Source organism: Pseudomonas sp. NFACC32-1, from assembly GCF_900101215.1.
Taxonomy (GTDB): Bacteria; Pseudomonadota; Gammaproteobacteria; order Pseudomonadales; family Pseudomonadaceae; genus Aquipseudomonas.
Map to the genome: position 1 here is coordinate 758,555 of NZ_FMUL01000001.1, position 24,295 is coordinate 782,849.

22 protein-coding genes are annotated in these 24,295 nt (G+C 61.8%); 20 read left to right on the forward strand and 2 right to left on the reverse strand.

Going from position 1 to position 24,295, the window contains the following annotated elements; all coding sequences use genetic code 11:
• Nucleotides 1–79 precede the first annotated feature (79 nt).
• The 5 genes from BLP99_RS03330 to leuD all read left to right on the forward strand — a co-directional run bounded on the left by BLP99_RS03330 (nucleotide 80) and on the right by leuD (nucleotide 4,429).
• Nucleotides 80–844 carry an SDR family NAD(P)-dependent oxidoreductase gene (locus tag BLP99_RS03330; RefSeq protein WP_072394685.1) on the forward strand — a complete coding sequence of 255 codons (765 nt, stop codon included), beginning with the start codon at nucleotides 80–82 and terminating at the stop codon, nucleotides 842–844.
• Nucleotides 845–872: 28 nt separating this feature from the next.
• Nucleotides 873–1,181 (forward strand): putative quinol monooxygenase, encoded by a 309-nt coding sequence (locus BLP99_RS03335; protein ID WP_053153991.1) that lies wholly within the window; start codon nucleotides 873–875, stop codon nucleotides 1,179–1,181.
• Nucleotides 1,182–1,210: 29 nt separating this feature from the next.
• A complete protein-coding gene (locus tag BLP99_RS03340) occupies nucleotides 1,211–2,050 on the forward strand; it encodes an oxidoreductase (protein ID WP_072458435.1) in 840 nt (279 codons plus the stop codon).
• A 345-nt stretch (nucleotides 2,051–2,395) separates the two neighbouring features.
• Nucleotides 2,396–3,817: a 3-isopropylmalate dehydratase large subunit gene (gene leuC / locus BLP99_RS03345; protein ID WP_072458434.1), complete on the forward strand. Its 1,422-nt coding sequence runs from the start codon at nucleotides 2,396–2,398 to the stop codon at nucleotides 3,815–3,817.
• A gap of 3 nt (nucleotides 3,818–3,820) precedes the next feature.
• Nucleotides 3,821–4,429, forward strand: a complete 609-nt coding sequence (gene leuD, locus BLP99_RS03350) for a 3-isopropylmalate dehydratase small subunit (protein ID WP_072394694.1) — start codon at nucleotides 3,821–3,823, stop codon at nucleotides 4,427–4,429.
• Nucleotides 4,430–4,466: 37 nt separating this feature from the next.
• On the opposite strand, the gene BLP99_RS03355 is transcribed toward leuD, so the two are convergent.
• Nucleotides 4,467–5,384 (reverse strand): LysR substrate-binding domain-containing protein, encoded by a 918-nt coding sequence (locus BLP99_RS03355; RefSeq protein ID WP_072430507.1) that lies wholly within the window; start codon nucleotides 5,382–5,384, stop codon nucleotides 4,467–4,469.
• 68 nt (nucleotides 5,385–5,452) lie between these two features.
• Here BLP99_RS03355 and BLP99_RS03360 point away from each other — a divergent pair, with 68 nt between their 5' ends.
• The 3 genes from BLP99_RS03360 (at nucleotide 5,453) to BLP99_RS03370 (ending at nucleotide 8,722) form a co-directional block, all read left to right on the forward strand.
• Nucleotides 5,453–6,949, forward strand: a complete 1,497-nt coding sequence (locus tag BLP99_RS03360) for an acyclic terpene utilization AtuA family protein (protein ID WP_256327600.1) — start codon at nucleotides 5,453–5,455, stop codon at nucleotides 6,947–6,949.
• Nucleotides 6,942–7,250 (forward strand): DUF4387 domain-containing protein, encoded by a 309-nt coding sequence (locus tag BLP99_RS03365; RefSeq protein WP_072394703.1) that lies wholly within the window; start codon nucleotides 6,942–6,944, stop codon nucleotides 7,248–7,250. The genes BLP99_RS03360 and BLP99_RS03365 overlap by 8 nt, the downstream gene beginning before the upstream one ends.
• 101 nt (nucleotides 7,251–7,351) lie before the next feature.
• Nucleotides 7,352–8,722: an MmgE/PrpD family protein gene (locus tag BLP99_RS03370; RefSeq protein ID WP_092179711.1), complete on the forward strand. Its 1,371-nt coding sequence runs from the start codon at nucleotides 7,352–7,354 to the stop codon at nucleotides 8,720–8,722.
• Between the two features lie 72 nt (nucleotides 8,723–8,794).
• Here the strand turns inward: BLP99_RS03370 and BLP99_RS03375 are convergent, their stop codons facing one another.
• Nucleotides 8,795–10,000, reverse strand: a complete 1,206-nt coding sequence (locus BLP99_RS03375; protein ID WP_072394709.1) for a citrate synthase — start codon at nucleotides 9,998–10,000, stop codon at nucleotides 8,795–8,797.
• A gap of 338 nt (nucleotides 10,001–10,338) precedes the next feature.
• Here BLP99_RS03375 and BLP99_RS03380 point away from each other — a divergent pair, with 338 nt between their 5' ends.
• From BLP99_RS03380 to BLP99_RS03435, 12 genes are all read left to right on the forward strand, one after another.
• Nucleotides 10,339–11,634 carry a CitMHS family transporter gene (locus BLP99_RS03380; protein ID WP_072394711.1) on the forward strand — a complete coding sequence of 432 codons (1,296 nt, stop codon included), beginning with the start codon at nucleotides 10,339–10,341 and terminating at the stop codon, nucleotides 11,632–11,634.
• 133 nt (nucleotides 11,635–11,767) lie between these two features.
• The gene (locus BLP99_RS03385; RefSeq protein ID WP_256327601.1) at nucleotides 11,768–13,126 is read left to right on the forward strand and encodes an OprD family outer membrane porin; all 1,359 of its coding nucleotides are present in this window, start codon (nucleotides 11,768–11,770) and stop codon (nucleotides 13,124–13,126) included.
• 29 nt (nucleotides 13,127–13,155) lie between these two features.
• Nucleotides 13,156–14,181, forward strand: coding sequence for a phosphoglycerate dehydrogenase (locus tag BLP99_RS03390; RefSeq protein WP_176776488.1), 1,026 nt, complete (start codon nucleotides 13,156–13,158; stop codon nucleotides 14,179–14,181).
• Nucleotides 14,178–15,146 (forward strand): alpha/beta hydrolase fold domain-containing protein, encoded by a 969-nt coding sequence (locus BLP99_RS03395; protein WP_092179716.1) that lies wholly within the window; start codon nucleotides 14,178–14,180, stop codon nucleotides 15,144–15,146. Before BLP99_RS03390 ends, BLP99_RS03395 begins: the two co-directional genes overlap by 4 nt.
• Before the next feature lie 18 nt (nucleotides 15,147–15,164).
• Complete coding sequence (locus tag BLP99_RS03400) at nucleotides 15,165–16,436, forward strand: alpha/beta fold hydrolase (RefSeq protein ID WP_092179718.1); 1,272 nt, start codon at nucleotides 15,165–15,167, stop codon at nucleotides 16,434–16,436.
• Nucleotides 16,437–16,584: 148 nt separating this feature from the next.
• A complete protein-coding gene (locus BLP99_RS03405) occupies nucleotides 16,585–17,289 on the forward strand; it encodes a heavy metal response regulator transcription factor (RefSeq protein WP_072430513.1) in 705 nt (234 codons plus the stop codon).
• Nucleotides 17,289–18,674 (forward strand): heavy metal sensor histidine kinase, encoded by a 1,386-nt coding sequence (locus BLP99_RS03410; protein ID WP_072394721.1) that lies wholly within the window; start codon nucleotides 17,289–17,291, stop codon nucleotides 18,672–18,674. Before BLP99_RS03405 ends, BLP99_RS03410 begins: the two co-directional genes overlap by 1 nt.
• Nucleotides 18,675–18,926: 252 nt before the next feature.
• The gene (locus BLP99_RS03415) at nucleotides 18,927–19,187 is read left to right on the forward strand and encodes a DUF2790 domain-containing protein (RefSeq protein ID WP_072394724.1); all 261 of its coding nucleotides are present in this window, start codon (nucleotides 18,927–18,929) and stop codon (nucleotides 19,185–19,187) included.
• 89 nt (nucleotides 19,188–19,276) lie between these two features.
• Nucleotides 19,277–20,275, forward strand: coding sequence for an SDR family oxidoreductase (locus tag BLP99_RS03420; RefSeq protein ID WP_371128576.1), 999 nt, complete (start codon nucleotides 19,277–19,279; stop codon nucleotides 20,273–20,275).
• Between the two features lie 66 nt (nucleotides 20,276–20,341).
• Nucleotides 20,342–21,673: an NTP/NDP exchange transporter gene (locus tag BLP99_RS03425; RefSeq protein ID WP_072430515.1), complete on the forward strand. Its 1,332-nt coding sequence runs from the start codon at nucleotides 20,342–20,344 to the stop codon at nucleotides 21,671–21,673.
• Nucleotides 21,674–21,914: 241 nt separating this feature from the next.
• Complete coding sequence (locus BLP99_RS03430; protein WP_092179722.1) at nucleotides 21,915–23,012, forward strand: carboxynorspermidine decarboxylase; 1,098 nt, start codon at nucleotides 21,915–21,917, stop codon at nucleotides 23,010–23,012.
• A gap of 25 nt (nucleotides 23,013–23,037) precedes the next feature.
• Entirely contained in the window at nucleotides 23,038–24,273 is a 1,236-nt protein-coding gene (locus tag BLP99_RS03435; RefSeq protein WP_076407139.1) for a saccharopine dehydrogenase family protein, read from the forward strand.
• Nucleotides 24,274–24,295 lie beyond the last annotated feature (22 nt).

The following is a 24,295-nucleotide window of genomic DNA, read 5'->3' on the forward strand; positions in this document are numbered from 1 at the left end:
GAAGCCGTCGATAACGACAGCGCCTCACAGGCGCCGAGCCGATGAATGTCTCCTCGGCTCGCAACGCAGGAGAGCAATCATGAGCGATATCAAGCAGCATTTTCCCAACGAAGTCGAAGGCAAGGTCGCGCTGGTCACCGGTGCCGCCAGCGGCATCGGCAAGGCTATCGCGTTACTGCTGCATGCCCGTGGCGCCAAGGTCGTCGCCGAGGACCGAAACCCCGCCGTCGAGGCGCTGGCCCGTCCCGGACTGGTGCCGCTGGTGGCCGACATTACCGAAGATGGCGCGGCCGAGCGCGCGGTCGGGCTGGCCGTCGAGCAGTTCGGCCGGCTGGACATCCTGGTCAATAACGCCGGGATCATCATCAACAAACTGGTCATCGACATGACCCGTGAAGACTGGGAGCGCATCCAGGCGGTCAACGCCACTGCGGCCTTCCTGCATTGCCGCGAAGCGGTCAAGGCAATGATGCCCAACAAGGCCGGCGCCATCGTCAACATCGCGTCCTATGCCTCCTATTTCGCCTTCCCGACCATTGCCGCCTATACCGCCTCGAAAGGTGCCTTGGCCCAGCTGACCCGCACCCTGGCCCTGGAAGCGATCGAGCATGGCATTCGTGTCAACGCGGTGGGCGTCGGCGACGTGGTGACCAACATCCTCAACGACGTGGTCGAAGACGGCCCGGGTTTCCTGGCCCAGCATGGCGAGGCCGCGCCCATCGGTCGTGCCGCGCAGCCAGAGGAAATCGCTGAAGTCGTCGCTTTTCTCGCCTCGGACCGCGCAAGTTTCATCGTCGGTTCGGTGGTCATGGCCGACGGCGGCATGACCGTCACCGCGGGTTGATCGATCCACTGTCATACAGGAGAACATCATGAGCATGTTGACCAATGTGGCTTTCTTCAACGCTCGGCCTGGGCAGGGCGAGGTGCTGGGCCAACGCCTCCTGGCGTTGGTCGGCCCCACCCGGCAGGAACCTGGCTGCGTTCGTTACGAGATCTACCGGGCCGCCGATTCCGCCGAGCGCTGGTTCGTCTACGAAGACTGGCGCTCGCCCGCCGACTTCGACGGCCATATGCAGACGCCCTATGTGAAGGCCTTCATGAAAGAGCTCGACTCGCTCTGCAGCGAGGCCCCCGAGATCCGCGCCTTCGGGCAGCAGCCCGATCCGGCTGGATCCTGAAACCCGACCATTCACAGGAGATACGGACCATGAGCAAGCAGCACTCGTGGCTGGTGACCGGTTGTTCCACCGGTTTCGGCCGATTCATCGCAACTCATCTGCTGGAACGCGGCGAGCGTGTGATCGTCACCGCTCGCAACGCCGAGCAGGTACGGGATCTTGCCGACCTTGGCGAGGCCCTGATACTGCCGCTGGATGTCACCGATGCCGAGCAGGCCAAGGCCGTCGTGACGCAAGCCGAGCGCCTGTTCGGATCGGTGGATGTGCTGGTCAACAACGCCGGCATCGGCTATTTCGCCGCCGTCGAGGAGACTGACCCGCAGTCGGCGCGGCGGCTGTTCGAGGTCAATTTCTTTGGCTCCGCCAACATGATCCACGCCGTACTTCCCGGCATGCGCCAGCGAGGCCGAGGCATGATTGTAAACCTGACCTCCATCGGGGGCCTGGCCGGCTTTCCAGCAGTGGGTTATTACTGCGCGAGCAAGTTCGCACTGGAGGGGTTGTCGGAAACCTTGCGTGCCGAGGTCGAGCCGTTGGGTATCGGTGTCATGACGGTCGAGCCCAGTGCGTTTCGCACCGAATGGGCCGGTTCGGCCACCCAGGTCAGCGAGTCCATCGCCGATTACGATGCCACCGCCGGGCAGGCGCGTCGCGCCTATGACGCTTCCATAGGCCGGCAGGAAGGCGACCCGGCTCGCGCGGCTGCGGCGATCTACTCGGCGGTCACCGCGGCGCAGCCCCCCCAGCGTCTGTTGCTGGGGAACCGGGCCGTTGATGTCGCAATGGGTAAACTCTCGGCCATGCAGACCGAGTTTCGCACTTGGGAGCGCGTTTCCCGTGGGGCTGACTTTCCTTTGCCTGAAGCTTGAATACGGCCCGCAATGTGCACGGGTGCAATCTACCCAAAGCGAGTATGTGTTGCTCAAGCCCCGCCAGGGATGGACGGGGCTAAGCATGGGGCTATTCAACAGAAAAGCCTCAGGCCACGACAGTGGCCGCTCCAAGGACCCTTGCTCCTGGGGGCTGTCATCGATGGGCCAATCCGTTACCGCTCCAGTAGAACAGGCTGAGTGGGCATGCCGGCTCCGAGATCGACGCGGCCCATTATTCACGAATCGTGTTCCGCACCATTACTGCGAGGCCATTGATGGGGATTTCATTGGGCCTATGCTGGGGATCAACTCCGATCCCGCATGACAGAAGAGCCCACCACCATGACCGGCCCTCGCACGCTTTATCAGAAACATATCGACAGCCATACCGTCTGTACCCTGGACGATGAGGGGCATGTCTTGCTCTACGTCGACCGGCAAGTGGCCAACGAGTACACAAGCCCGCAAGCCTTCAGCGGGCTTCGTGACGCCGGGCGCAGTGTGTGGCGTCCGGGTGCGACGCTGGCGGTGGTCGACCATGTCAACCCGACCGCCCCCGATCGTATCGCCACCATGCCCGATTCGGGCGGTGCCTTGCAGGTCTCCTATTTCGAAAAGAACTGCCGCGACTTCGGCATCGAGCTGTTCGACGTGCTGGATAAACGCCAGGGCATCGAGCATGTGGTGGCGCCGGAACAGGGCTTCATCCTGCCGGGGATGGTGGTGGCCGCTGGCGACAGCCATACCACCACCTACGGGGCCCTGGGGGCCTTCGGCTTCGGTATCGGCACTTCCGAGATCGAACATCTTCTGGCGACGCAGACGCTGGTCTACAAGCGGCTCAAGACCCTGCGTGTCATGGTCACCGGGCGGTTGGGGGCGGGCGTTACCGCGAAGGACGTCATCATGGCCCTGATCGAGAAAGTCGGTGCGGCGGGAGCCACCGGTTACGCCATCGAGTTCGCCGGCCCTGTCATCGATGCCTTGAGCGTGGAAGCGCGGATGACCATCTGCAACATGGCCGTAGAGGCCGGGGCAAGGGGCGCATTCATGGCGCCCGACGAGAAGGTCCATGCCTATCTCAAGGGCAGGCCACGTGTCCCTCAGGGCGAGCTGTGGGAGGCCGCTCTAGAGAAGTGGCGCGAACTGTTCACCGATGAAGGCGCGGTGTTCGACAATGAAGTCCGGTTGGACGTCAGCGCCCTGGAGCCGATGGTGACCTGGGGAACCAGTCCGGACCAGGTGTTGCCCGTGGGTGGGACCGTGCCAGACCCCAAGGCCGTCGCCGATCCGATCCTGCGCCAGGGCATGCAGCGCGCCCTGGCCTACATGGGCCTGGAGCCGGGCATGGCGTTGAGTGACGTGACGATCAGCCATGCGTTCATCGGCTCGTGCACCAATGCGCGCATTGAAGACTTGCGCGACGTCGCTCGCGTGGTGAAAGGCCGGAAAGTCGCTGCGACGGTACGAGCGATGATCGTTCCCGGCTCGACGCAGGTGCGTGCCCAGGCGGAGCGGGAAGGGTTGGCCAGGGTCTTCCTCGATGCCGGTTTCGAGTGGCGTCAGTCCGGGTGCTCCATGTGCCTTGCGATGAACGATGACGTCCTCGCTCCGGGGGATCGCTGCGCATCCAGTACCAATCGCAATTTCGAGGGGCGCCAGGGAGCGGGTGCTCGCACTCACCTCATGAGTCCTGCGATGGTCGCCGCCGCGGCTATCCGGGGCCGCCTGACGGACGTACGCCTGTTGACCGAGGAGGCCTGAACCATGCAACCCTTTGACAGCGTGACCGGAAAGGCCGCACCCATCCTTGCCTCTAACGTCGATACCGACGTGATCATGCCCAAGCAGTTCCTCAAGGGCATCGACCGCAATGGACTGGATAAAGGCGTGTTCTTCGACCTGCGTTTCCTGGAATCCGGCGAGCCCAATCCAGACTTCGTCCTCAACCGGCCTGCCTGGAGCGGTGCCCGTTTCCTGGTGACCGGGCCCAACTTCGGGTGTGGTTCAAGTCGTGAGCATGCGGTATGGGGGCTCAGGCAACTGGGGATCCGTGCCCTGATCGGTACGAGCTTCGCGGGTATCTTCCACGACAACTGCCTGCGCAATGGCGTGCTCGTGATACAGCTCTGCCAAACGCAGTTGCAGGCGCTGGGGCGGGTCGTGAGCGACGGGGCGAGCGCCACGCTTACCGTCGACTTGCCCAACCAGCAGATTCGATTGAGCGACGGGTCGAGTATCGGCTTCGCCATCGACGAACTGCGCAAACAGGCCTTGCTGCTGGGCCTGGATGCCATCGGCAGTACCTTGCGGCGAGCGGTGCAGATCCGGGATTTCGAAGCGCGGTATCACGCCGCCCATCCCTGGCTGGGCTGAGTCTTTTCACGGGCATCGGGCGGCGACTGCCGGATGCTCAAACCAGGGATAGATCGTCGAAATGCGCCTCGAAGAACTCGATGCAGACCCTCAGCTTCGCCGACTGGCTTAGCCGTGTCGGGTAGGTGGCCCAGACATTGGCGCTCTGGAAATGGTCGGGCAGCACCTGCACCAGTTGCCCGCTCTCCAGCATGGGTTTCACGTCCCACAGCGACCGCAGGATGATGCCTGCGCCACTCAAGGCCCAGCGCGACACGATCTCGCCATTGTTCGATGAAAGTGGCCCGCTGACCCGGATCGATGTTTCGACGCCATCCTTCGTCAGGTTCCAGATGCCGAAGGGGTTGTTACGTTCCTTGAGCACCAGGCAGTCGTGCCCGGCCAGGTCATCCAGAGACGTCGGGACACCGCGGCGCTGGAGGTAGTCGGGGGCGGCACAGAGCACCCTGCGATGACTGGCCAGTTTTTTATGCAGGAGCTGGTCGGGCAGGTTGTCGCCTACGCTGATTTCCATGTCGAAGCCTTCATTGACGATGTCCACCAGGCGATCGAACACGTCGAGGCGGATCTCCATGCGCGGGTACATTCGCGAAAGGGCGGGGATCGCAGGGGCGACATGGTTGCGGCCAAAGCCGAAGGAGCTGCAGATGTGCAAGCTTCCCTGCAATTGCTGCCGGGCGTCGGTCAGCTCGCTGATGAAATCCTCCATGTCCCCCAGAAATCGCGTGGCCCAGATGCGGACACGTTCGCCTTCGTCGGTCAACGCGACCCGGCGGGTCGTGCGATGCAACAGCCTGGTCCCCAGTGTCGTCTCCAGGACCGCCATCCGCTTGCTCACATACGCAGGCGAATAACCCAGTTCCTGCGCCGCGTGGCCGAAGCCGTTCTTGCGGATAACGGTGAGGAAGACACGCAGGTCTTCGGGCAGTAAGGAACGCTCGCGATTGATGCTCATATGCCTCATGACCGGTCATTGATCTTTGCTGTGAACAATAAGAATGCCCAACTTACCAGTAAAGATATATGGATAAAAACTGTCCACTTGTCAGCCTGATTCCAGGCTTTATGATCGGCCCACAAATAAATAAAAAAGAGGCTTCTATGGGGCGGCTATTCGAAGGTTGCGTAAAAGTCATTGTTCCCTGTGGTTCTTTGGGGGCAGGTGTGCGCGAAGAGGAAATTGCCTATGGGCTGGCGGCCGGTGCGCAAGTCATTGCTTCGGATGCGGGGTCGACCGACAGTGGCGCAGCTTATCTTGCACTTGGCAAATCAAAGAATAATCGCGGTTCGGTAAAACGCGACCTGAGTATATTGATGAAAGCCCAGGCATCCTCTGGCGTGCCGATTATTATCGGTACTTCCGGGCAAGCCGGTGGCGATCTCAATCTGAACTGGACGCGGGATATCGTCATTGAAGTTGCCGGTGAACTCGGGGTGACACCGAAAGTTGCTCTTATCTATTGTGAGCAAGAGAAAGACACCATCAAGCGACTGAATGCCCAAGGGCGGATCAAGCCTCTTGCGCCACACGGTGAACTGGAGGATGCAACGGTCGATGCCTGCGAGCACATTGTCGCCGCGTTGGGGGTCGAGCCGTTCATCGCGGCGCTTGATGGCGGCGCGGACATCATACTGGCCGGCCGATCCACCGACACCGCCGTCATTGCCTGCTATCCGATCTGGAAGGGTGCGCCCTGGGGGCCGTCCTGGCATGCCGGCAAGACAGGCGAATGTGGCGTGCAGTGCGCCGTCAATCCGACGCTGGGCTCCGGGATACTGCTGAGCGTGGATGCCGACGGGTTCAATGTGGAACCTCTCAGCCAGGACAATCTGTGCACACCCCACAGTGTCTCCGCGCATATGCTCTACGAAAACAGCGATCCGTTTCGCTTGCTGGAGCCGGGGGGCATCCTGAATGTCGCAGACGCACGTTATGCCGATCTGAACGGACGCGCCGTCAGGGTCGAAGGATCGCGCTGGGAGCCGATGCCCTACACCATGAAGCTGGAAGGCGCCGCCGCGGGTGCCTATCAGACCATCATGCTGGTGGGTATCCAGGACCCGGACGTACTCAAGGACATCGATGGTTTCCACGATCGCCTGCTCGAAGCGCTCTATGCCCGTACCCGCCAGTCCATTCCCGCCGACGAGTTGGGTGAGTTTCATATATCCCTGCGCATGTACGGTTGGAATGCGGTCACCGGGATGAAGCCGCCCGCGGGAACCTTGCCACCTCCCGAGATCGGCATGTTATTCGTGGCCACGGCTGCAACCCAGCAACTTGCAGATACCATCGCGCAGGCCTGCAATCCGTACTTTTTTCATTATCCAAGTGTCATGGGCAAGGAACTGCCTTCCTATGGATTCGCGTTCACGCCCGCGGATATCCCTCGCGGCCGGATTTTTGAATTCAAGCTCAATCACGTCGTGCAGCTTGAGGACCCAATGGAGCTGGTACGTATCAAGTGGATTGACCTTTCCGAGGCGGCGCCAGCTGCGAAGGAGTTGAATCGTGGTTAAGTTGCGCGATGTCTGCCGTCATGTTCGATCGAAACAAGCCGGACCGTTCTGGATTACCTTCGATATCTTCTTCAATGGCCGGGAGAACTTTGAACGTTATTCCCGTAGTGACGCGCTCTCGCCGGAGCAGTTTGCCCGGTTATATGGCACCGATCCCGAACGGGTGAAATACATCCCGGTGCCCAATCTGGAAATGGTCAAGATCTCCTTCCCCCGCGCTACGCCGCAAGGCGGAATGGTCGAGCGTGACATGCATGCGGGTCAGCAGTACGTGCGGTTGCTCGACGTCGTGATGGACTGAAATCGTCCGTCATCGATCGCCAGGCATGTACGAGAAAAGTCGGCGCGACGTCTCGTACAGAGCCTGGAAACCGAGCGCTCGAACTGGAACAAGAGGTGAGTATGCAAGATTCGACCATTGCCCGGCGACTGGCGCGCTACGCCCATGGGTTTGCGCAACAGCGTCTGCCCGACACCATCGTCGCGATTGTGCGCCAGCGTTTCATCGACAGCCTGGCATGCATACTGGGCGCCTATGGAGCGCCGCCCATCAATGCCGCCGTCCGTTATGCCGAGTGTCATCAAGGCGGGACCTCCAGCGTGTTTGGCACAAGCCTGCGGACAACGGCCGAAATCGCCGGGTTCGTGAACGGCGCCATGGTGCGCTTTCTGGATTACAACGACGGATACATGGGCCTGGAGCCCGGGCATCCCAGCGACAACATCCCGGCCTGCCTGGCCGTGGCGCAAGCCGAGGGGGCGGGTGGGGCCCGGTTGATATCGGCCATCGTGCTGGCGTATGAAATCCAGATGCGGCTGCAGGATGCGGCCAGCCTGAACAAGCGTGGCTGGGACCACGTCAATTACATCAACGTCGCCATGGCCGCTGCGGCCTCCAGCCTGATGAGGCTGGACGTGGACCAGACTGAACAGGCGATCAATATCGCGCTGAGCGGCCATTTGGCTATGCGCCAGGTCCGCAGCGGCACATTATCGGACTGGAAAGGCTGCTCGGCGGCCAACGCGTCACGCAACGCCATTTTTGCCGCTCAACTGGCGCGCCATGGCATGACCGGGCCGTCGCCGGTCTTTGAAGGCGACATGGGCTTTTTCAAGCTGGTTTGCGGGCCGTTCGAGCTGGACCTGGATCGTTTCGGTTCGCCTGAAAACGGCGACTACGCCATACGGCGCTCGCTGACCAAGACATTTCCAACCAACGGTGAACTGCATACCGCCGTCTGGGCGGCGCTCGATATACGCAAGCGTATCGCCGGTCTTGAAGAGATCGCCGCCATCACCATCGAAACCTCGGAATTCAACCGCCGGGTGCTGGCCGATACCCCGGAAAAGTGGCTGCCCAGGACCCGGGAGACCGCCGACCATAGCTTGCCCTACAACGTCGCCCGGGCATTGATGGATGGCGACATCACCATCGGCTCCTATGCCGAGCAGAAGATCCATGACCCAGCGGTGATCGGCCTGATGGACAAGATCATCGTGGTGGAAGATCCCGGGCTTACGGCGCTGTTTCCCCGGCATCTGGCCAACCGTCTCGTCGTCACGCTGAGGTCGGGCGAGACCGTCGTCAGCGAGATGATCACCGGGCCCGGCTCCGTGGAGACGCCCATGACCGATCACGACTTCGAACGCAAATTCAGGCGCATGGCAGCCCCCCATATCGAGGCATCGGCACAGGCGACGGTATTGGATTTCGTGGCCGGGCTTGAGCATCAGGCGCGGTTCGAGGACCTGTTTGCGGCGATGGCCCGATAGTTCCGGGCGGTACGTCAAACCTTACGCAACTACAGGCCCGGCAGGCAGGGAGCCCTCGCCGGGATGCAGGGATCAGGCGTGGCCCTGTCGGGAGGTTCCTGGCAGGGTCCCGGTGTACCGCGCGCGGGGGCGGGCATCGAGGTGTTGGTTGTATTGCTCGCTGGCATGGGCAATCCAGCCAATCAACCGACCGACCCCTGCCAGTGCGATTTCCTGCCCATGCAACCCAAACTTCCTGCCGATGAAGCTCACCAGGAGAATGAACTCCGGTGGGTACGCCACCAGCTCGGCAGCCACCGAAAAAGCCTTCTGCAATTTGGCGAATTCGCCGTCGCCAGCGAATGCCTCGGTCAACGCCTGCATCAGGTTGCTGGCCCGCGGATCGTTGATGGAATGCACATTCGGACCGAACCCCGGAATACGTCCGTCCTGGCTGTAGCGTTGCAAAATGGGCTGGGTGGGATCCGTCGCCGTGCAGATCTCCTCGATCATCCTGCTGGCCGCTTCATTCCTGCCATACGCGATCTTGTGGCCCCTGGCTGCCGCGAGTCCCGCGATCACGGCGTAGTAGGGCGTGGCGCCTGTCGTGGCGGCGACGCGAACGCTATGGGTGGTGTGGTCCAGCTCGTGATCGATGCTGAGAATCAGCAGACGCCGAATCAGGTCGGCGAGTGCCGGCCGGACACCGCAAGCCTGGGTGATGAATTCATGCAGCGGCTGCGTGCTCGGCTCGGTCGCGCCCACCACCAGGGCGGCGAACCACCTCACCACATCCGCGCCGGTGCGGGCATAGCTTTCGGTGGAAAGATCGAAGGCCTTGGGGTTCTCTCGCTGTACCAGCGGAAACAGTGCGATGGCCTTTTCCGGCGCGGACAGGTGTTCGTAGATTTTCAGCAACTTGCCGCTGTCTTTCGGAACACGCGGCAGCGAAGCACCGAAGGCCGAAGGCACCTGCCACATCAGGCCGGCAACCTCTTCGACCGTTGCGTGGTCGGCCAGCTCGGTGACGTCGTGCCCTCGATAGAAAAGCCCATCATCGGTGATGAGGGTGATGGCGCTGTCCGCAGGCGGCGAACGTTTCACCGAAGGCTTCGCCCCCGTCGGGTGCTTGACCAGGCGCTGGATGTCTTCGGCCCAATAGCGACGCTTCGGGGAACCCGGGATCTTGATGGAGCGGATGTTCTTGCGGCTGACATAGGCGTACAGCGTAGGGAGGCTGACCCTGAGCATGGCTGCCGACTCTTGCGCCGATAGGTATAGGTCTTCTTGGTCTGGCATGACGGATTCGTTCAGGTTGATAAATATGCGTTCATATTTACTGTTTATTTGACGATTTCGTCAATGTTCATCCCGGCGGCATTTTTCCTGTGCCCGTATCCGTTTTTTCATTTCACGAGGTCATTCGCAGTCGCGGATGAACAGTCCGATGATTCGATCGACGATCGTCCAATCCCTGATCAGAAAAGGCCTCCAGCACTTTTGGATGAGTTCGGAAACGACAGACATTGACAAAAAAAATCAAGATTTACAGCTTATTCCCGCCTATGTAGATTTTGTTAAGAAGTTGCTTGTTCACATTGATTTCTACTCCATTATAAAAATAAGAAGGTGCACGCATGGCTTGGCTAGGTTTCGCAATGGTCGTTACGTTTATGGCGTTGATCATAAGCAAGCGGCTCTCCGCGGTTACGGCGCTGGTACTGATTCCGGTGGCTTTCGGATTGGCGAGTGGGGCAGGGCCGCAGCTGGGTGCAATGGTGATGGATGGGGTGAAACAGGTCGCGCCCACCGCACTGATGTTGATGTTCGCCATCCTGTATTTCGCGATCATGTTCGACGCCGGGCTCTTCGAGCCCGCTGTACGACGCATCCTGCGTCATGTCGGAAACGATCCGCTTCGAGTGGTGTTGGGTACAGCCTTGCTGGCCGCCGTCATTTCGTTCGACGGCGATGGCGCGACGACTGTTCTGATTGTCACGACAGCGTTCCTGCCACTGTATCTGCGCCTGGGGATGAATCCGCTCATCCTGGCGTTGATGCTTCTGTTGACCAATACCGTGGTGAACCTGATTCCCTGGGGTGGGCCGGTCGCCCGTGCCGCCAGTGCGCTTCACGTCGACGTAGGGGAAATGTTCCTCGGGCTGGTGCCCGCCATGCTGGTGGGGCTTGCCTATGCCTTCCTGGTCGCGTTCTGGATCGGCCATAGGGAGCGGCGTCGCCTGGGCTGGACACCCGCGCAGAAGGAGGCCGGGCCGGCGCTGGATCAGGTGCCGTTGCCTGAAGTCCGGGCCGAGACACAAAGGCCCAGGCTGTTCTGGATCAATCTGGCATTGACCGCCGGGCTCATGTACGCCATGGGTACCGGGTTGGCCCCCTTGCCGCTGGTAATGATGGTGGGCTTCTGCCTGGCATTGCTGATCAATTACCCGCGACTGGCCGAACAGAAGGCCCGGATCGCAGCTCACGCCGAAAGCGTGCTGACGGTCATTGCGTTGATATTCGCTTCCGGGGTCTTTACCGGCATCTTGTCCGGCACGGGAATGGTCGACGGGATGTCCGAGAAAATCGTGCAAATGATTCCCGAGGGGGGCGGCCAGTACTTCAGCATCCTGACTGCGCTATTGGCCTTGCCGCTTAACTTCCTGCTGTCCAATGACGCGTTCTTCTTCGGCATCCTGCCGGTACTGGGGGCGGCCGGCGCCGAATACGGGATCGCCCCGATGCACATTGCCCGCGCCTCTGTCCTGGGGCAACCGGTTCATGCACTGAGCCCCCTGGTCGCGGCGGTTTATCTCATCAGCGGGATCATCAAGCGTGATATGGGCGATATGCAACGATATTGCTTGCTCTGGGCAATCGGCAGCAGTCTTGTATTGATAGTAACGGCCATCATTACACGGGCGATCATCTAAGTAACTTTCAGTTTGCACAGTTCGCTGCACCGAAGTTAAAAGGGCGCTGCTCGCGCCCGCACGTCAACAATAAAAATAATAGATGAGGTGGTCGATGAACTCGATTAACGCCGTCGCTGTGGCTTTTTGTTCAATGGTTGTTATATCGGATAGTTGCCTGGCAGCCGCCATCAGTTATCCGGACCGGTTTCAGCATGAAGGCAAGTTGAATGCATATCTTCGTTCTGTCTATATCAATACGCGCATATCCAACGACTTGATCGAAGACCGTTTCGGTGGATTTCCGGATGGCAATGAACTGGGCGGGACCGGAGTCGGGGCGATCGTTGATTACAACTCCAACTATTGGGCCGGAATCGTGGGCTTCGATGCCTCTCTCTACGCTGTCGCGATGCTCGACTCGAAAGACAACGGCCGGGATCTGTTCGACGACACCGATGGAACCAATGGCGGCTTCGCGAAGCTCGGGCAAGGTTATCTGAAGGCGCGCCATGTGGGGGACGGATGGAATGCCGACGCCCAGATCGGGCGAGGCCGCTTCGATGCCGGCACCCTGGTGAGCCTCGATACGCGGATCGTTCCAGGCTCCTACCAGGGCGCCCGTACCCATCTGAATTTCACCAACATGGGGATTGGCCCACTGCCGGGAACGCTGGGGTTCGAAGCTGCGTACATCAACAGGAGCTCGCCCCGGGACCGGGAAGAATTCGAGCACTTGCTGAGCCAGAAGGGGGAGGAAATAAAGGACCTGTACACCTACGGCGTCAAATACGATTTGAAGGCCATCGAGCTGAGCTACGATCACGGTGTGTCACGGGACTTCAATGAAAATACCCGTTATGGCCTGACCTTGCAGGCACCGCTTGGCAAGCGCGCCGGGGTCGTGCTGGACACCCAGTACTATCGATTCGAAAAGGCCGGGCCAATATGGGAGCGAGACTGGTCGGCAGGCCAGGCGGCCTACGATGACAAGGCCAGTTGGCTGAACATCAACCTGGGGCTGCTGCTCGATAAGGTACGCCTGGGAGTGTCCTTTTCTGAAACCAAAGCCCGGTTGAGCAACGGGCAATTGGGCTATGCCTACTTCGATCATGCGGACAACGTCGACGGCAGGATGGATGCCTGGACGCGCTCCGGCAATGACTTCAATAACGATGGTGAAAGGACCTGGCAGGTCGGTGCCGAATACGACCTCTCCGGCCTTTCGTTGTTCGGCGCTTCGCTGGACGGCTTCAAGGCCATGGCCATCTACAAGCAAGGCGAGTTCGACGCCGGCAATCCCCTCAGCGGCCAACGCACCGATGTGCGCGAGCGGCAAAAGGAGTATCGCGTCTATTACCGATTCGATGAAAAGGAATACTCCGGACTTTCAGTGGGCGTGATCTATATCGACTATCGGATCAACGAGGATTTTGTCGCCCTCGTATCCGCCCAGCCGGATAACGTGGTCAGCGGATCGGAAGCGCGCGTGTATCTGGACTACGCATTTTGACCATCGACTGAGCGATCGAGAAATCCCTGATGAAACCTCGCCATAGAGTAGTGATCACCCAACGCTTTTTTGATCCCGCAGCCATCGCCTTCCTGCAGGCGAACGACTGCGAGGTCGTCATCGCCGAGCCTGCCCACGGGCAAACAGAGGGGCATTGGAACGAACGCCAATTGATCGAGCTGCTCAATGAAGCGGATGGCTGGATTGTCGGGCATGCGAACGTGACGGCCGACCTGTTGGCTTCACTCCCGCGCCTGAAAGTCATCGCTCGCCGAGGCGTGGGGTATGAGCGGGTCGATACGGCGGCGGTGGTCGCCACGGGAAAGGTGGCGACCATCGCACCTGGCGGAAACGACGCCAGTGTCGCCGATCATACCGTGGGGCTGATGCTTGCCGTCTGTCGCAGGCTCAAGCAATGCCAGGCGGGCCTGGCCGGCGGCGACTGGACGATTCCCCTGGGAAGCGATCTGTACGGCAAGACCGTCGGAGTGGTGGGACTGGGGCGGATCGGCAGGGCGGTGGTGCAGCGCCTGTCCGGGTTCGACGTCACGACCCTGATCCATACCCCTCACCCGGATGAGGCACTGGAAAGCAGCGGCCAGGGTTGTCGTTTCGTCGATCTGCAGACCCTGTTCAAGCAAAGCGATTTCATTACGCTCCACGCCCCGCTCACCCCACAGACCCAGGGCATGATCGACAGCCAGGCGTTGGCGTCGATGAAACGTTCCGCGGTGCTGATCAATGCCGCACGCGGTGGGTTGGTGCGGGATGCGGACTTGTTGCTGGCCTTGCAACAGGACCTGATAGCGGGGGCGGGGCTCGATGTTTTTGAAAGCGAGTCGGACCCGGCGCTTGCCGCCGTCAGCGAACAATTGATCCAGCTTGCCAACGTAGTGGCGACGCCGCACGTAGCGGCCTCCACGGTGGAAGGGCTCAATCGCACCAATCTGATCGCTGCCCGGTGCGCGATGGCGGTCCTGCAGGGGGGCAATCCTCCCGGGCATTGCGTCATCGCGGATGGTCGGCAGGCCACCGTGCCAAGGGGCACGCCATGAGCCGTGCAAGCCCGTCGGCGGCCGCTGACCCCCAGGTACATCCCGATCTGACTGCCGTCGCGACGACCCTGCATGAACTGGACCTGCTTCCTGTCGTTCACGGGGATGTGCAAAGCGTCCGGGCCCAACTGGAGCGGATCAACGCCTGGGCGACCCAGGGCAGCGTGCCGCTGTCCTATGAGCGCACGCTGGGGTTCTGCGTCAACCGTCGCCGGGTGGCGTGCAAGCTGTATTGGCCGCAGGCCGAAGAGACGCCGACGCTGATGTTCTACTGTCACGGCGGAGGGTTTGGGCATGGATCGCTCAACGGCTGGGACGCACCTTTACGCCAGTTCGTGCGCGACAGCGGCCTGGCGGTGCTGTCCATCGATTATGCGCTGTCGCCGGAATACCGGTTTCCTGTGGCGTTCAACGAGGTGGTCTCCATCGTGAGCCGGGTCATCCGCCTGAACGCTGTCACCGATTGTCCGGTACGCGGGTATGTACTGGCGGGGGATTCCGCCGGCGCCAACCTGGCCCTGGGCGCCGCCATTGCCCTGCGCGACGCGGGAGTGGACGCGTTGCGACAGCTGGTCCTGTTCTACGGCAGCTACTCCAGGAACGTCACCTCCGATTCGTGGCGACGATTCGGCGGATACGGCGGGCAGAACCTTTCGGCCGAAACCATGAGTGCCTATTGGGCGAGCTACCTGGCCCATGACGAACGCGACTGGCGAGTGCAGCCGATCCTGGCTGACCTGGCGGGCCTTGCACCCGTGCGCCTGGTGGTCGGAGCGCTGGACCCGTTACTCGACGAGAACCAGGAACTCGCGGACAAGCTGCGGCGCTGCGGTGTGGCGACACACTTGGATGTGCTTGCGAACATGCCCCACGGGTTCATCCGTTTCAATGAAGTGGCACCGGTGGTGCGACAGGTGATCCGTACCCAGGGCGCCGCGTTGCGCGAGGCGCTGGCTTTTCCTTGATTGTCAGGTGAATGTCCAATGCTGGTTTTTCGAACCTTCGCCATGGCCGCGCGGCTTGCGCCGGTGTTTCTGGCCAGCCTGGCGGTGACGGCCGCCACCGACGGCAGGCTTGTGACCGGTCCTTCGGCAGGCGACATGACGCTTTCCCCGTTCTATCGGTGGTCCGATGCAATGCCCGCGCTGCCCGGTGTCGTTCTGAAAAAAGAGCCGCTGGCATTGCAGGAAACGATGCCGGCCGCCTCGCAAGCGATGCGCATCCTCTACACCTCCACCGACCAACGCTGGCACTCGGGACAGGTCCCCGTGAGCGGGGTGCTGTTCCTCCCGGACGTTGCACCGCCGTCCGAAGGTTGGCCGCTGTTGGCTTGGGCACACGGCACGCTGGGAATCGCCGACCGCTGCGCCCCTTCCTGGACCGGATTGCGCGAGCGCGACGCAGCCTATGTCAATCGCTGGCTGGAGCGTGGCTTCGCGGTTGTCGCGACGGACTATCAGGGCTTGGGCGGACCGGGGCCCCATCCCTATACGTTCTGGCAGGCGGAAGGCCGTTCGATCCTGGATGCCATCCGGGCGGCGCGGGCAATCGGCCCCCAGGTGATTTCCGATCGCGTGTTCCTGGCCGGGCAGTCCCAGGGCGGCGGCGCGGCGCTGGGCGCGGCGATACTCGCCGAGACCTACGCGCCGCAGCTCAATATCCTCGGCGCGGTGCTCACGGCCCCGAACAGCACCTTTCCCGACGGTCCCGTGGCGTTGCCGGCGCGCCAATCCAACACGATCTTTTTGTCGCTGGCCTCCGGTGGCCTGCGGGAAAACGCACCGCGGATCGAAGACCTGCTGACGCCCAAAGGCCTTGAACTGCTCGAGGTTGCCCGGCGGGGCTGCACCCGTGAAATCGCCCTCAAATCACGCGAACTGCGGGTCGACTCCGTGTCACAGCTTCTGACCGTCACCCCCGAAGCCTTGGATGCGCTGCGCATGCCAACGACGGATATGCCACAGGCAGCGATTCCATTCCCCGTGCTGATCGCCACCGGCCAGGCTGACCGGACGATTGCGCCGCTGCGCCAGTACGCGGTCGCGGCGGCGTTATGTGCCGCCGGCAACCAGGTTTCCTGGCGGCTCTATGACGGGTTGGGGCACGATGGGGTGCTGCATGGCTCGCTGAAGGAGGCTTTTGCCTTCGTGCAGGGGCAACTGGCTGGGCAAGGTTTCGCCTCGACCTGTCGCGCCCTTGAGCGGCCCGGTCCGCCCGGAGAGCGAAACCCGCATGCGCCTTTCAACGACGATTGAGGCGGGGGACAAGCCATACGGCCATCGAGCCTTTCTGACAGGAATGTCAGGAAGCGGTCAGCCTCCGGACACTTTCGTTATCTAGACTGGGGAATGGCTTGATGCAGGCTGTGGTCGCCTGCCTGTCCCGCTTCCAGAGGAGTACCTGATGCGCCTGCTCATCGTCGAGGACGAAGAAAAGACTTCTTCCTATGTGCATCGTGGCTTGAGCGAACTGGGCTATATCGTCGATGTGGCGAACAACGGCATCGATGGCCTGCACTATGCGCTGGAGCTGGATTACGACGTGGTGATCCTCGATGTGATGCTGCCCGGCAAGGACGGCTACGACGTGCTACAAGGCTTGCGCCTGCACAAGAACACCCCGGTCATCATGCTGTCGGCCCGGGGCACGGTGGATGACCGGGTGCGCGGCCTGCGAGAGGGGGCGGACGATTACCTGGGCAAACCCTTTTCGTTCGCCGAGCTGGTGGCACGGGTCCAGGCCCTGATACGGCGTCGCGCCGGCGACACCGCCGACCTGACGCATCTGCGCATCGATGACCTGGAGGTCGACCTGCAGGCGCGCAAGGTGACCAGGGGCGGGCTGCGCCTGGACCTGACGGCCAAGGAGTTCTGCCTGCTGAGCCTGTTGGCGCGGCATCAGGGCGAGATCCTGTCGAAGCTGATGATTGCCGAGCAGGTCTGGGACATGAACTTCGACAGTGACGCCAATGTGGTCGAGGTCGCGATCAAGCGCGTCCGGGCCAAGGTCGACGCGCCGTATCCGCGCAAGCTGCTGCACACTGTCCGTGGCATGGGCTACGTGCTGGAGAGTCGCGACAGCGATGGCCGGCAGGTCGGACAGCGATGATGAAGCGATCGATTGCCCGGCGGCTGGCCCTGATGTTTGCCCTGGCCGCCATGCTGATCACCTCGGTCAGCGCGACGCTGCTGCGTTGTTCGTTGAAGCAGTCGCTCAACGAGCAGATGCAGAACGAGCTGATCCTGCGCCATTCCGTGCTCGATCCGGTGCTCGCCAAATACGACTCGCCGGCGTTCTGGGTCGGCCTGCGACAAAAGCTGGATGGCCTGACGCCTGCCGATGAACGGGTGCGCTACTGGGTGGTGGTGGACAACCCGGCCTACAGCTACGGCGGGCAGATGCCGGATGGCCAGGACTGGTCGAAGCGTCCGGAAGGCTTCTCCACCCTGGAAATACCGGATCGGGCTCGCCCGATGATGTTGCTGGTCAAGACCATTCCCGCCCTGGGCAGCCGTCCGGAACTGCGCTTTATCGTGGGGCTGGATTCGACGCCGTTCATGAAGACCCTGGGACACTTCACCAAGATCCTGATCCTGATTTCAGCCGTGGGCGTTGTGCTGGTGGCGCTGCTTGGCTACTGGATTGCCCGTTTCGGCCTGGGGCCGGTGAGGCGCCTGAGCAGGCAGGCCAACAGCCTGCCGCCGGGGGATTCGAAGCAGCGGCTGGACACCGAGGCATTGCCGGGCGAATTGCAGGAGCTGGCGGTGTCGTTCAACGGCGCCCTGGCTCGCCAGGAAGCCGCCTGGTGCCAGCTCGAAGGGTTCAACGCCAATGTGGCCCACGAACTGCGCACGCCTTTGACCAACCTGATCGGGCAGACCCAGGTCGCCCTGGCCCACGGGCGTGACGTCGGTGAGCTCCAGGATCTGTTGCAGTCCAACCTCGAAGAGCTGGAGCGCATGGCCACCCTGGTCAACGACATGTTGTTCCTGGCCGGCGCCGAAAGCGGGCAGCGGGCGACCGAGCTCAGCGATGTTTCGTTGTACGAGGAGGCGAGCAAGACCGTTGAGTACCTGGAGCCGGTCCTGCTCGACCGGCAGTTGAACGTGGTGGTCACGGGCGATATGCGTGCGCGCATCGACCGACGGCTGTTCCACCGCTCCCTGGCCAACCTGTTGCAGAACGCCGCGCGCTACGCAGTGCCGGCCAGCACTATCACGGTGAACCTGGTGAGCCAGGGGATACAGGTAGAGGTGAGCGTTTCCAACGCGGGCGATCCCATCGACACCGTGCACCTGGAACATCTGTTCGAGCGTTTCTATCGCGCCGACGCCGCCAGGGCGCGAAGCGATGCGCATCATGGCCTGGGCCTCTCCATCGTGCGGGCGGTGGCGTCCATGCACGGTGGACGCGTGTTCGCCCATAGCAAGGACGGCTTCAATACCTTCGGGTTTTCCCTGATGAGCCAGGCCTTGCCCCACGATTCGGTCTAGGCGCTGTAAGCCTTGATACCCGTTGATGCCGCGTTGAAAACCGCGCCGTAATGCTCATGCACGCCAGCCCACTGCGCTTGCTCGGCCGTTATCCCCTTGCCTGACCTTAGGCTCGAGGCTCTTCGTAAAGAGCCTGCTGCGGCGAACCCCGGCGTTTGACATCTTCCTGTCAGTCAGCAGTCACCCTGACGTCAGTCTCTACTCCCTAGAGTGCTACCACCATCCCGGTAAAGGACAGTCGTGGAGAGCACCATGAACATTCGAACCGTTTCCATCATCGGTCTGCTGGCCGTCGTCCCCCTGGGCAGCCCGTCACTGTTCGCCAAGGAACAGACGCGGGCCCCGGCCTATGAATACGGCATGCCCCTGGATATCGCCAAGGTCGTTCGCATCGAGGTACCCCCCTCGCGAACGTGCGAGGTCGTGCGCGCCCATATGACCTACGTGAACACCCAGGGCAGCACAGAGCAGGTCAGCTTCCTGCAACTGACCGAGGCCTGCACGCTTCAGTGAGCGTGTGCGGGTGCAGTTCATCCTTCGAACAGAGATCTCCAATCATGTGGAATACGACAACATCTGCAACGGGCCCTGTGGGCCGACTCATGAAACTGGCCCGAGGGCTTACCGTCGGCGTCACGTTGCTCGGTGCGGTGAGCATCGAAGCGGCTGATACTGCCGCGCCGAAACCGCAGTGGTCGACGCGGGACATGCCCTCCCAGGATGGCCGGATCATCCTGGTCACCGGCGGCACCAGCGGCATGGGCTACGAGGATGCGCTGGCGCTCGCGCGTGCCGGTGCCGAAGTCATCATCGCCGCGCGCAACCCGGAGCGGGGCGCGGAGGCCATCGCGCGAATCCGGCAAGCGGTGCCCGACGCCAGGGTGCAGTTCGAGTCCGTGGACCTGGCCAATCTGTCCTCGGTGCGCGAGCTGGCGCAAAAGCTCAATCAGCGCTTGCCGCGCCTCGATGTGTTGATCAATAACGCCGCCATCATGGCGCCTCCCGAGCGAGGTACGTCGGTCGACGGTTTTGAAATGCAGCTGGCAACCAACTACCTGGGACACTTCGCCCTGACCGGCCTGCTGGTGCCCTTGTTGCGGCAAAGCCAGGACGCCCGGGTGGTGAGCCTTTCAAGTATTGCCGCCGGTCGCGGGGCGATGAACTTCGACGACCTGCAGTCCGAGCAGGCGTACCAGCCCTATGCGGCCTATGCGCAATCCAAACTCGCCATCCTGCATTGGGCCTTTGCCTTGCAGCGGCGCAGCGAGGCCGAGGGTTGGGGCATTCGCAGCATTGCGGCGCATCCCGGCGTGGCGGTCACCGAACTGATCGCGCGCGGCCCTGGCTTGAACAGCGAGTTCGGCCAGCGCTGGGCCGAGGATCGGGACAAATACCACTCCGCTGCGCAGGGAGCCTTGCCCACGCTGTATGCGGCCACGGCCCGCGAGGCTGTCGGCGGGGCCTACTACGGTCCGGTGGGCGATGAAGAAAAACGCGGTCCGCTGGGGTTCGCCAAGGTGCCGGCAGCGGCTACGCGGACGGCGGACGCCGACCGGCTCTGGACCCTGTCCGAGCGGCTCACGGGGGTCAGCTATCCGTGAAGCGACCCCGGGCACGGGGAGTACGCCCCGTGCCTGTTTCTCTGGCCTGTTACCTTTGGAGCTTTCATGAGTGCGCCAAACTATCTGCACCGGCATCTGCACCGGCTGAGCCTCGCCATCAATGCCCGCGACGATGAGCTGCGTCCGGCGCTGTGCGGTTTCCTGCTGTTCCTTTGCCTGTTCGCCGGTTATTTCATGCTGCGGCCGATCCGTGAGTCGATGGGGATCACCGCCGGTGTGGAGAATCTGCAATGGCTGTTCACCGCGACCTTCCTGGTGATGCTGGCGGCCGTTCCGTTGTTCGCCTGGTTGAGCGCGCGGGTTGCGCGCTTGCGCCTGATCGACTGGGTGTATGGCTTCTTCGGTATCAACCTTTTGCTGTTCGTCGAGTTCTTCCAGTTCGCCCCGGACAGCGTCTGGCTGGCCCGGGTCTTTTACGTCTGGATATCGGTCTACAACCTGTTCGTCGTATCCGTGGCCTGGAGCCTGATGGCCGATGTGTTCGACAGCGGCCAGGCCAAGCGCCTGTTCGCTTTCATCGCGGCGGGGGCCAGCATCGGCGGCCTGCTGGGGCCGGCACTGAGCGCGGCGCTCATCGGCCTGGTGGGCGCTTCGGGGTTGATGCTGATCGCGGCCCTGTTGCTCGGCGCCACGCTGGTGCTGAAGCGGACGCTGATGAGATGGCGTGAGACCGGTGGGGCCGGGCGACCAGGCGCCGCGCCGACCCAGAGCCCCCGGCAGCCCTTGGGGGGCAATCCGTTCAGCGGCCTGAGCGCCGTGCTCCGCTCGCCTTACCTGCTGGGGATCGCCGGGTTCGTGGTGCTGCTGGCGACGGTCAGCACCTTTCTCTATTTCGAACAGGCGCGCCTGGTGAACGAGCATTTTCCGGATCGTGAGGCGCAGGTTCGTGTCTTCGGCACCATCGACATCATTGTGCAGGCCGGTGCGCTTGTGTCCCAGTTGTTCATCAGCGGGCGTATCGCGCCCAGGCTGGGGGTGCGTACGTTGCTGGCGGTCGTGCCGTTGATCATGTGCGTCGGCTTCCTGGGGCTGGCGCTGGCGCCCGGGTTCGCGCTGCTGGCGACGTTGATGATCGTGCGACGGATCGGCGAGTACGCATTCGTCCGGCCGGGGAGGGAAATGCTCTTCGCGCCCCTGGATGCCGAGAGCAAGTACAAGGCCAAGAACTTCATCGACACCGTGGTCTATCGTGGCGGCGACGCCGTGAGCGGCTGGGCCAAGAGCCTTCTGGACATGCTGGGGCAGGGCGCCGCACTGGTGGCGGTGATTGGCGCCGCGTGCGCGCTGCTATGGGGCTACCTGGGCTGGCAGTTGGGGCGCCAGGCCGATGACTGGCAGGAAACGGCGCCCGTGGGGATGAGTGCCGTCGAGACCTAGGGCGGCGTGAATACCCAGTGACGAATCACCGTTCTGGCTTGTGTCACGGTAAAGGCCACTCGATGAGTGGCATTTTTTTGCCAAAAACCGCCCGGAGGGCCTGGGAGCGCTCTGGCGAGGGCTTGCGCGACAGGCGCCTGGCGGGTGTTTCGAATCGATCCGGCAAGCTGCACTTTCGATCTGTGGCCAGTGAAGGCACAATGCGCATCCTTTTTTGGCTGGCCTTGCCGGGGGCCTCGAAATGATCAAGACACCGTACTACCTCATCGACAAGCAAAAACTGCTGGCGAACATGCAGAAGATCGCCTACGTGCGCGAGCAGTCCGGGGCCAAGGCCCTGCTGGCGCTCAAGTGCTTCGCCACCTGGTCGGTGTTCGACCTGATGCAGCAGTACATGGACGGCACCACCTCCTCGTCGCTGTACGAGCTCAAGCTCGGTCGCCAGAAATTCGCTGGCGAGACCCATGCCTACAGCGTGGCCTGGGCCGACAATGAGATCGAGGAGATGATCGAGAATTGCGACAAGATCATCTTCAACTCCATCAGCCAGCTGCAGCGTCACGCCCAGGCTTGCGCAGGCAAGGTGCGCGGCCTGCGGGTCAACCCGCAAGTGAGCAGCTCCGACTACCTGCTGGCCGACCCGGCCCGTCCGTTCAGTCGCCTGGGCGAGTGGGACCCGGTCAAGGTCGAGGCGGTGATCGAGCAGATCAGCGGCTTCATGTTCCACAACAACTGCGAGAACGGCGATTTCGGCCTGTTCGACCAGATGCTGGGCACTATCGAGGAACGCTTCGGTCATCTGTTGCATAAGGTCGAGTGGGTCAGCCTGGGCGGCGGCATCCATTTCACCGGCGAGGGTTATGCCCTGGACGCATTCTGCGCACGCCTCAAGGCGTTCTCCGAGAAGTATGGCGTGCAGGTCTACCTGGAACCGGGCGAGGCGGCGATCACCCAGAGCGCTTCGCTGGAAGTCACCGTGCTCGACACCCTCTACAACGGCAAGCACCTGGCCGTGGTGGACAGCTCCATCGAAGCCCACATGCTCGATCTGCTGATCTATCGCCTGAACGCCAAGCTGGCGCCCAGCGAGGGCGAGCACACCTACATGGTATGCGGCAAGTCGTGCCTGGCCGGAGACATCTTCGGCGAATACCAATTCGATCGTCCGCTGGCCATCGGCGATCGACTGTCGTTCATCGACGCGGCGGGTTACACCATGGTCAAGAAAAACTGGTTCAACGGTTTGAAAATGCCATCCATCGTAGTGAAACAACTCGACGGTAGTGTCGAGGTGGTTCGTGAATTTGGGTTCGAAGACTATCTGTCCAGCCTCTCGTAACTGGCGCAAAGGAGAATTGAGAAAATTGAAGAAGAACGTTCTTATCATTGGTGCAGGAGGTGTCGCCAAGGTGGTGGCCCACAAGTGCGCGCAGCACAACGATGAACTCGGTCGTATTGCTATCGCGTCGCGCAACATCTCCAAATGCCAGGCCATCATCGACAGCGTCAAGGCCAAGGGTAGCCTCAAACAACCCGCTGAAATCAAGGCTTTCGCCCTGGACGCCCTGGACATCGAGGCGACCAAGGCGCTGATCCGCGAGACCGAATCGCAGATCGTCATCAACGTCGGCTCCGCTTTTCTCAACATGTCGGTGCTGCGCGCCTGCATCGATACCGGCGTGGCCTACCTGGACACCGCCATTCACGAAGAACCGGGCAAGATCTGCGAGACGCCGCCCTGGTACGGCAACTACGAGTGGAAGCACCTCGAAGAATGCCAGCAGAAGAACATCACGGCCATTCTCGGCGTGGGTTTCGACCCGGGTGTGGTCAACGCCTACGCGGCACTGGCGCAACAACAGTATTTCGACCGGATCGACTCGATCGATATTCTCGACGTCAATGCCGGTTCCCATGGCAAGTATTTCGCCACCAATTTCGATCCGGAAATCAATTTCCGCGAATTCACCGGACAAGTGTGGAGCTGGCAGAACAGTGAGTGGACCAGCAACACCATGTTCGAGGTCAAGCGTACCGACGACCTGCCGGTCGTGGGGACGCAGAATCTCTACCTGACCGGTCACGATGAAGTGCATTCCCTGTCCAAAAACCTCGGCGTGCCCAACGTGCGGTTCTGGATGAGCTTCGGCGAGCACTACATCAACGTGTTCACCGTGCTCAGGAACCTCGGCCTGCTCTCGGAACAACCGGTCAAGACCGCCGAAGGGCTGGAGGTCGTGCCGCTCAAGGTAGTCAAGGCCGTGCTGCCTGATCCGAGCTCCCTCGCGCCCGGCTACACCGGCAAGACCTGCATCGGCGACCTGGTCAAGGGCACCAAGGATGGCAAGCCGCGCGAAGTGTTCATCTACAACGTGGCCGATCACGAAGAAGCCTATGCGGAAACCGATAGCCAGGGCATTTCCTATACCGCCGGCGTACCGCCAGTGGCTGCCGCCTTGCTGGTTGCCCGTGGCGAATGGGACGTGCAGCGCATGGTCAACGTCGAGGAGTTGCCCGCCGAGGCTTTCCTCAAGGCGCTGGACGTGATGGGCCTGCCGACCCGCATCAAGGACGAACATGGAGACCGTCCCTGGAACTGAGACGCTTGAGATTCCCTGACCA

Excerpts from the sequence above, each read along its gene's own strand:
- BLP99_RS03405 (WP_072430513.1), top strand. The coding sequence starts at position 16,585 with ATGCGCCTGCTCATCGTCGAGGACGAAGAAAAGACTTCTTCCTATGTG.
- leuC (WP_072458434.1), top strand. The coding sequence starts at position 2,396 with ATGACCGGCCCTCGCACGCTTTATCAGAAACATATCGACAGCCATACC.
- BLP99_RS03380 (WP_072394711.1), top strand. The coding sequence starts at position 10,339 with ATGGCTTGGCTAGGTTTCGCAATGGTCGTTACGTTTATGGCGTTGATC.
- BLP99_RS03420 (WP_371128576.1), top strand. The coding sequence starts at position 19,277 with ATGAAACTGGCCCGAGGGCTTACCGTCGGCGTCACGTTGCTCGGTGCG.
- BLP99_RS03410 (WP_072394721.1), top strand. The coding sequence starts at position 17,289 with ATGAAGCGATCGATTGCCCGGCGGCTGGCCCTGATGTTTGCCCTGGCC.
- BLP99_RS03390 (WP_176776488.1), top strand. The coding sequence starts at position 13,156 with ATGAAACCTCGCCATAGAGTAGTGATCACCCAACGCTTTTTTGATCCC.
- BLP99_RS03330 (WP_072394685.1), top strand. The coding sequence starts at position 80 with ATGAGCGATATCAAGCAGCATTTTCCCAACGAAGTCGAAGGCAAGGTC.
- BLP99_RS03375 (WP_072394709.1), bottom strand. The coding sequence starts at position 10,000 with ATGCCAGACCAAGAAGACCTATACCTATCGGCGCAAGAGTCGGCAGCC.
- BLP99_RS03425 (WP_072430515.1), top strand. The coding sequence starts at position 20,342 with ATGAGTGCGCCAAACTATCTGCACCGGCATCTGCACCGGCTGAGCCTC.
- BLP99_RS03340 (WP_072458435.1), top strand. The coding sequence starts at position 1,211 with ATGAGCAAGCAGCACTCGTGGCTGGTGACCGGTTGTTCCACCGGTTTC.
- BLP99_RS03395 (WP_092179716.1), top strand. The coding sequence starts at position 14,178 with ATGAGCCGTGCAAGCCCGTCGGCGGCCGCTGACCCCCAGGTACATCCC.
- BLP99_RS03385 (WP_256327601.1), top strand. The coding sequence starts at position 11,768 with ATGGTTGTTATATCGGATAGTTGCCTGGCAGCCGCCATCAGTTATCCG.
- BLP99_RS03355 (WP_072430507.1), bottom strand. The coding sequence starts at position 5,384 with ATGAGCATCAATCGCGAGCGTTCCTTACTGCCCGAAGACCTGCGTGTC.
- BLP99_RS03430 (WP_092179722.1), top strand. The coding sequence starts at position 21,915 with ATGATCAAGACACCGTACTACCTCATCGACAAGCAAAAACTGCTGGCG.
- BLP99_RS03415 (WP_072394724.1), top strand. The coding sequence starts at position 18,927 with ATGAACATTCGAACCGTTTCCATCATCGGTCTGCTGGCCGTCGTCCCC.
- BLP99_RS03335 (WP_053153991.1), top strand. The coding sequence starts at position 873 with ATGAGCATGTTGACCAATGTGGCTTTCTTCAACGCTCGGCCTGGGCAG.
- BLP99_RS03370 (WP_092179711.1), top strand. The coding sequence starts at position 7,352 with ATGCAAGATTCGACCATTGCCCGGCGACTGGCGCGCTACGCCCATGGG.
- leuD (WP_072394694.1), top strand. The coding sequence starts at position 3,821 with ATGCAACCCTTTGACAGCGTGACCGGAAAGGCCGCACCCATCCTTGCC.
- BLP99_RS03360 (WP_256327600.1), top strand. The coding sequence starts at position 5,453 with ATGGATAAAAACTGTCCACTTGTCAGCCTGATTCCAGGCTTTATGATC.
- BLP99_RS03400 (WP_092179718.1), top strand. The coding sequence starts at position 15,165 with ATGCTGGTTTTTCGAACCTTCGCCATGGCCGCGCGGCTTGCGCCGGTG.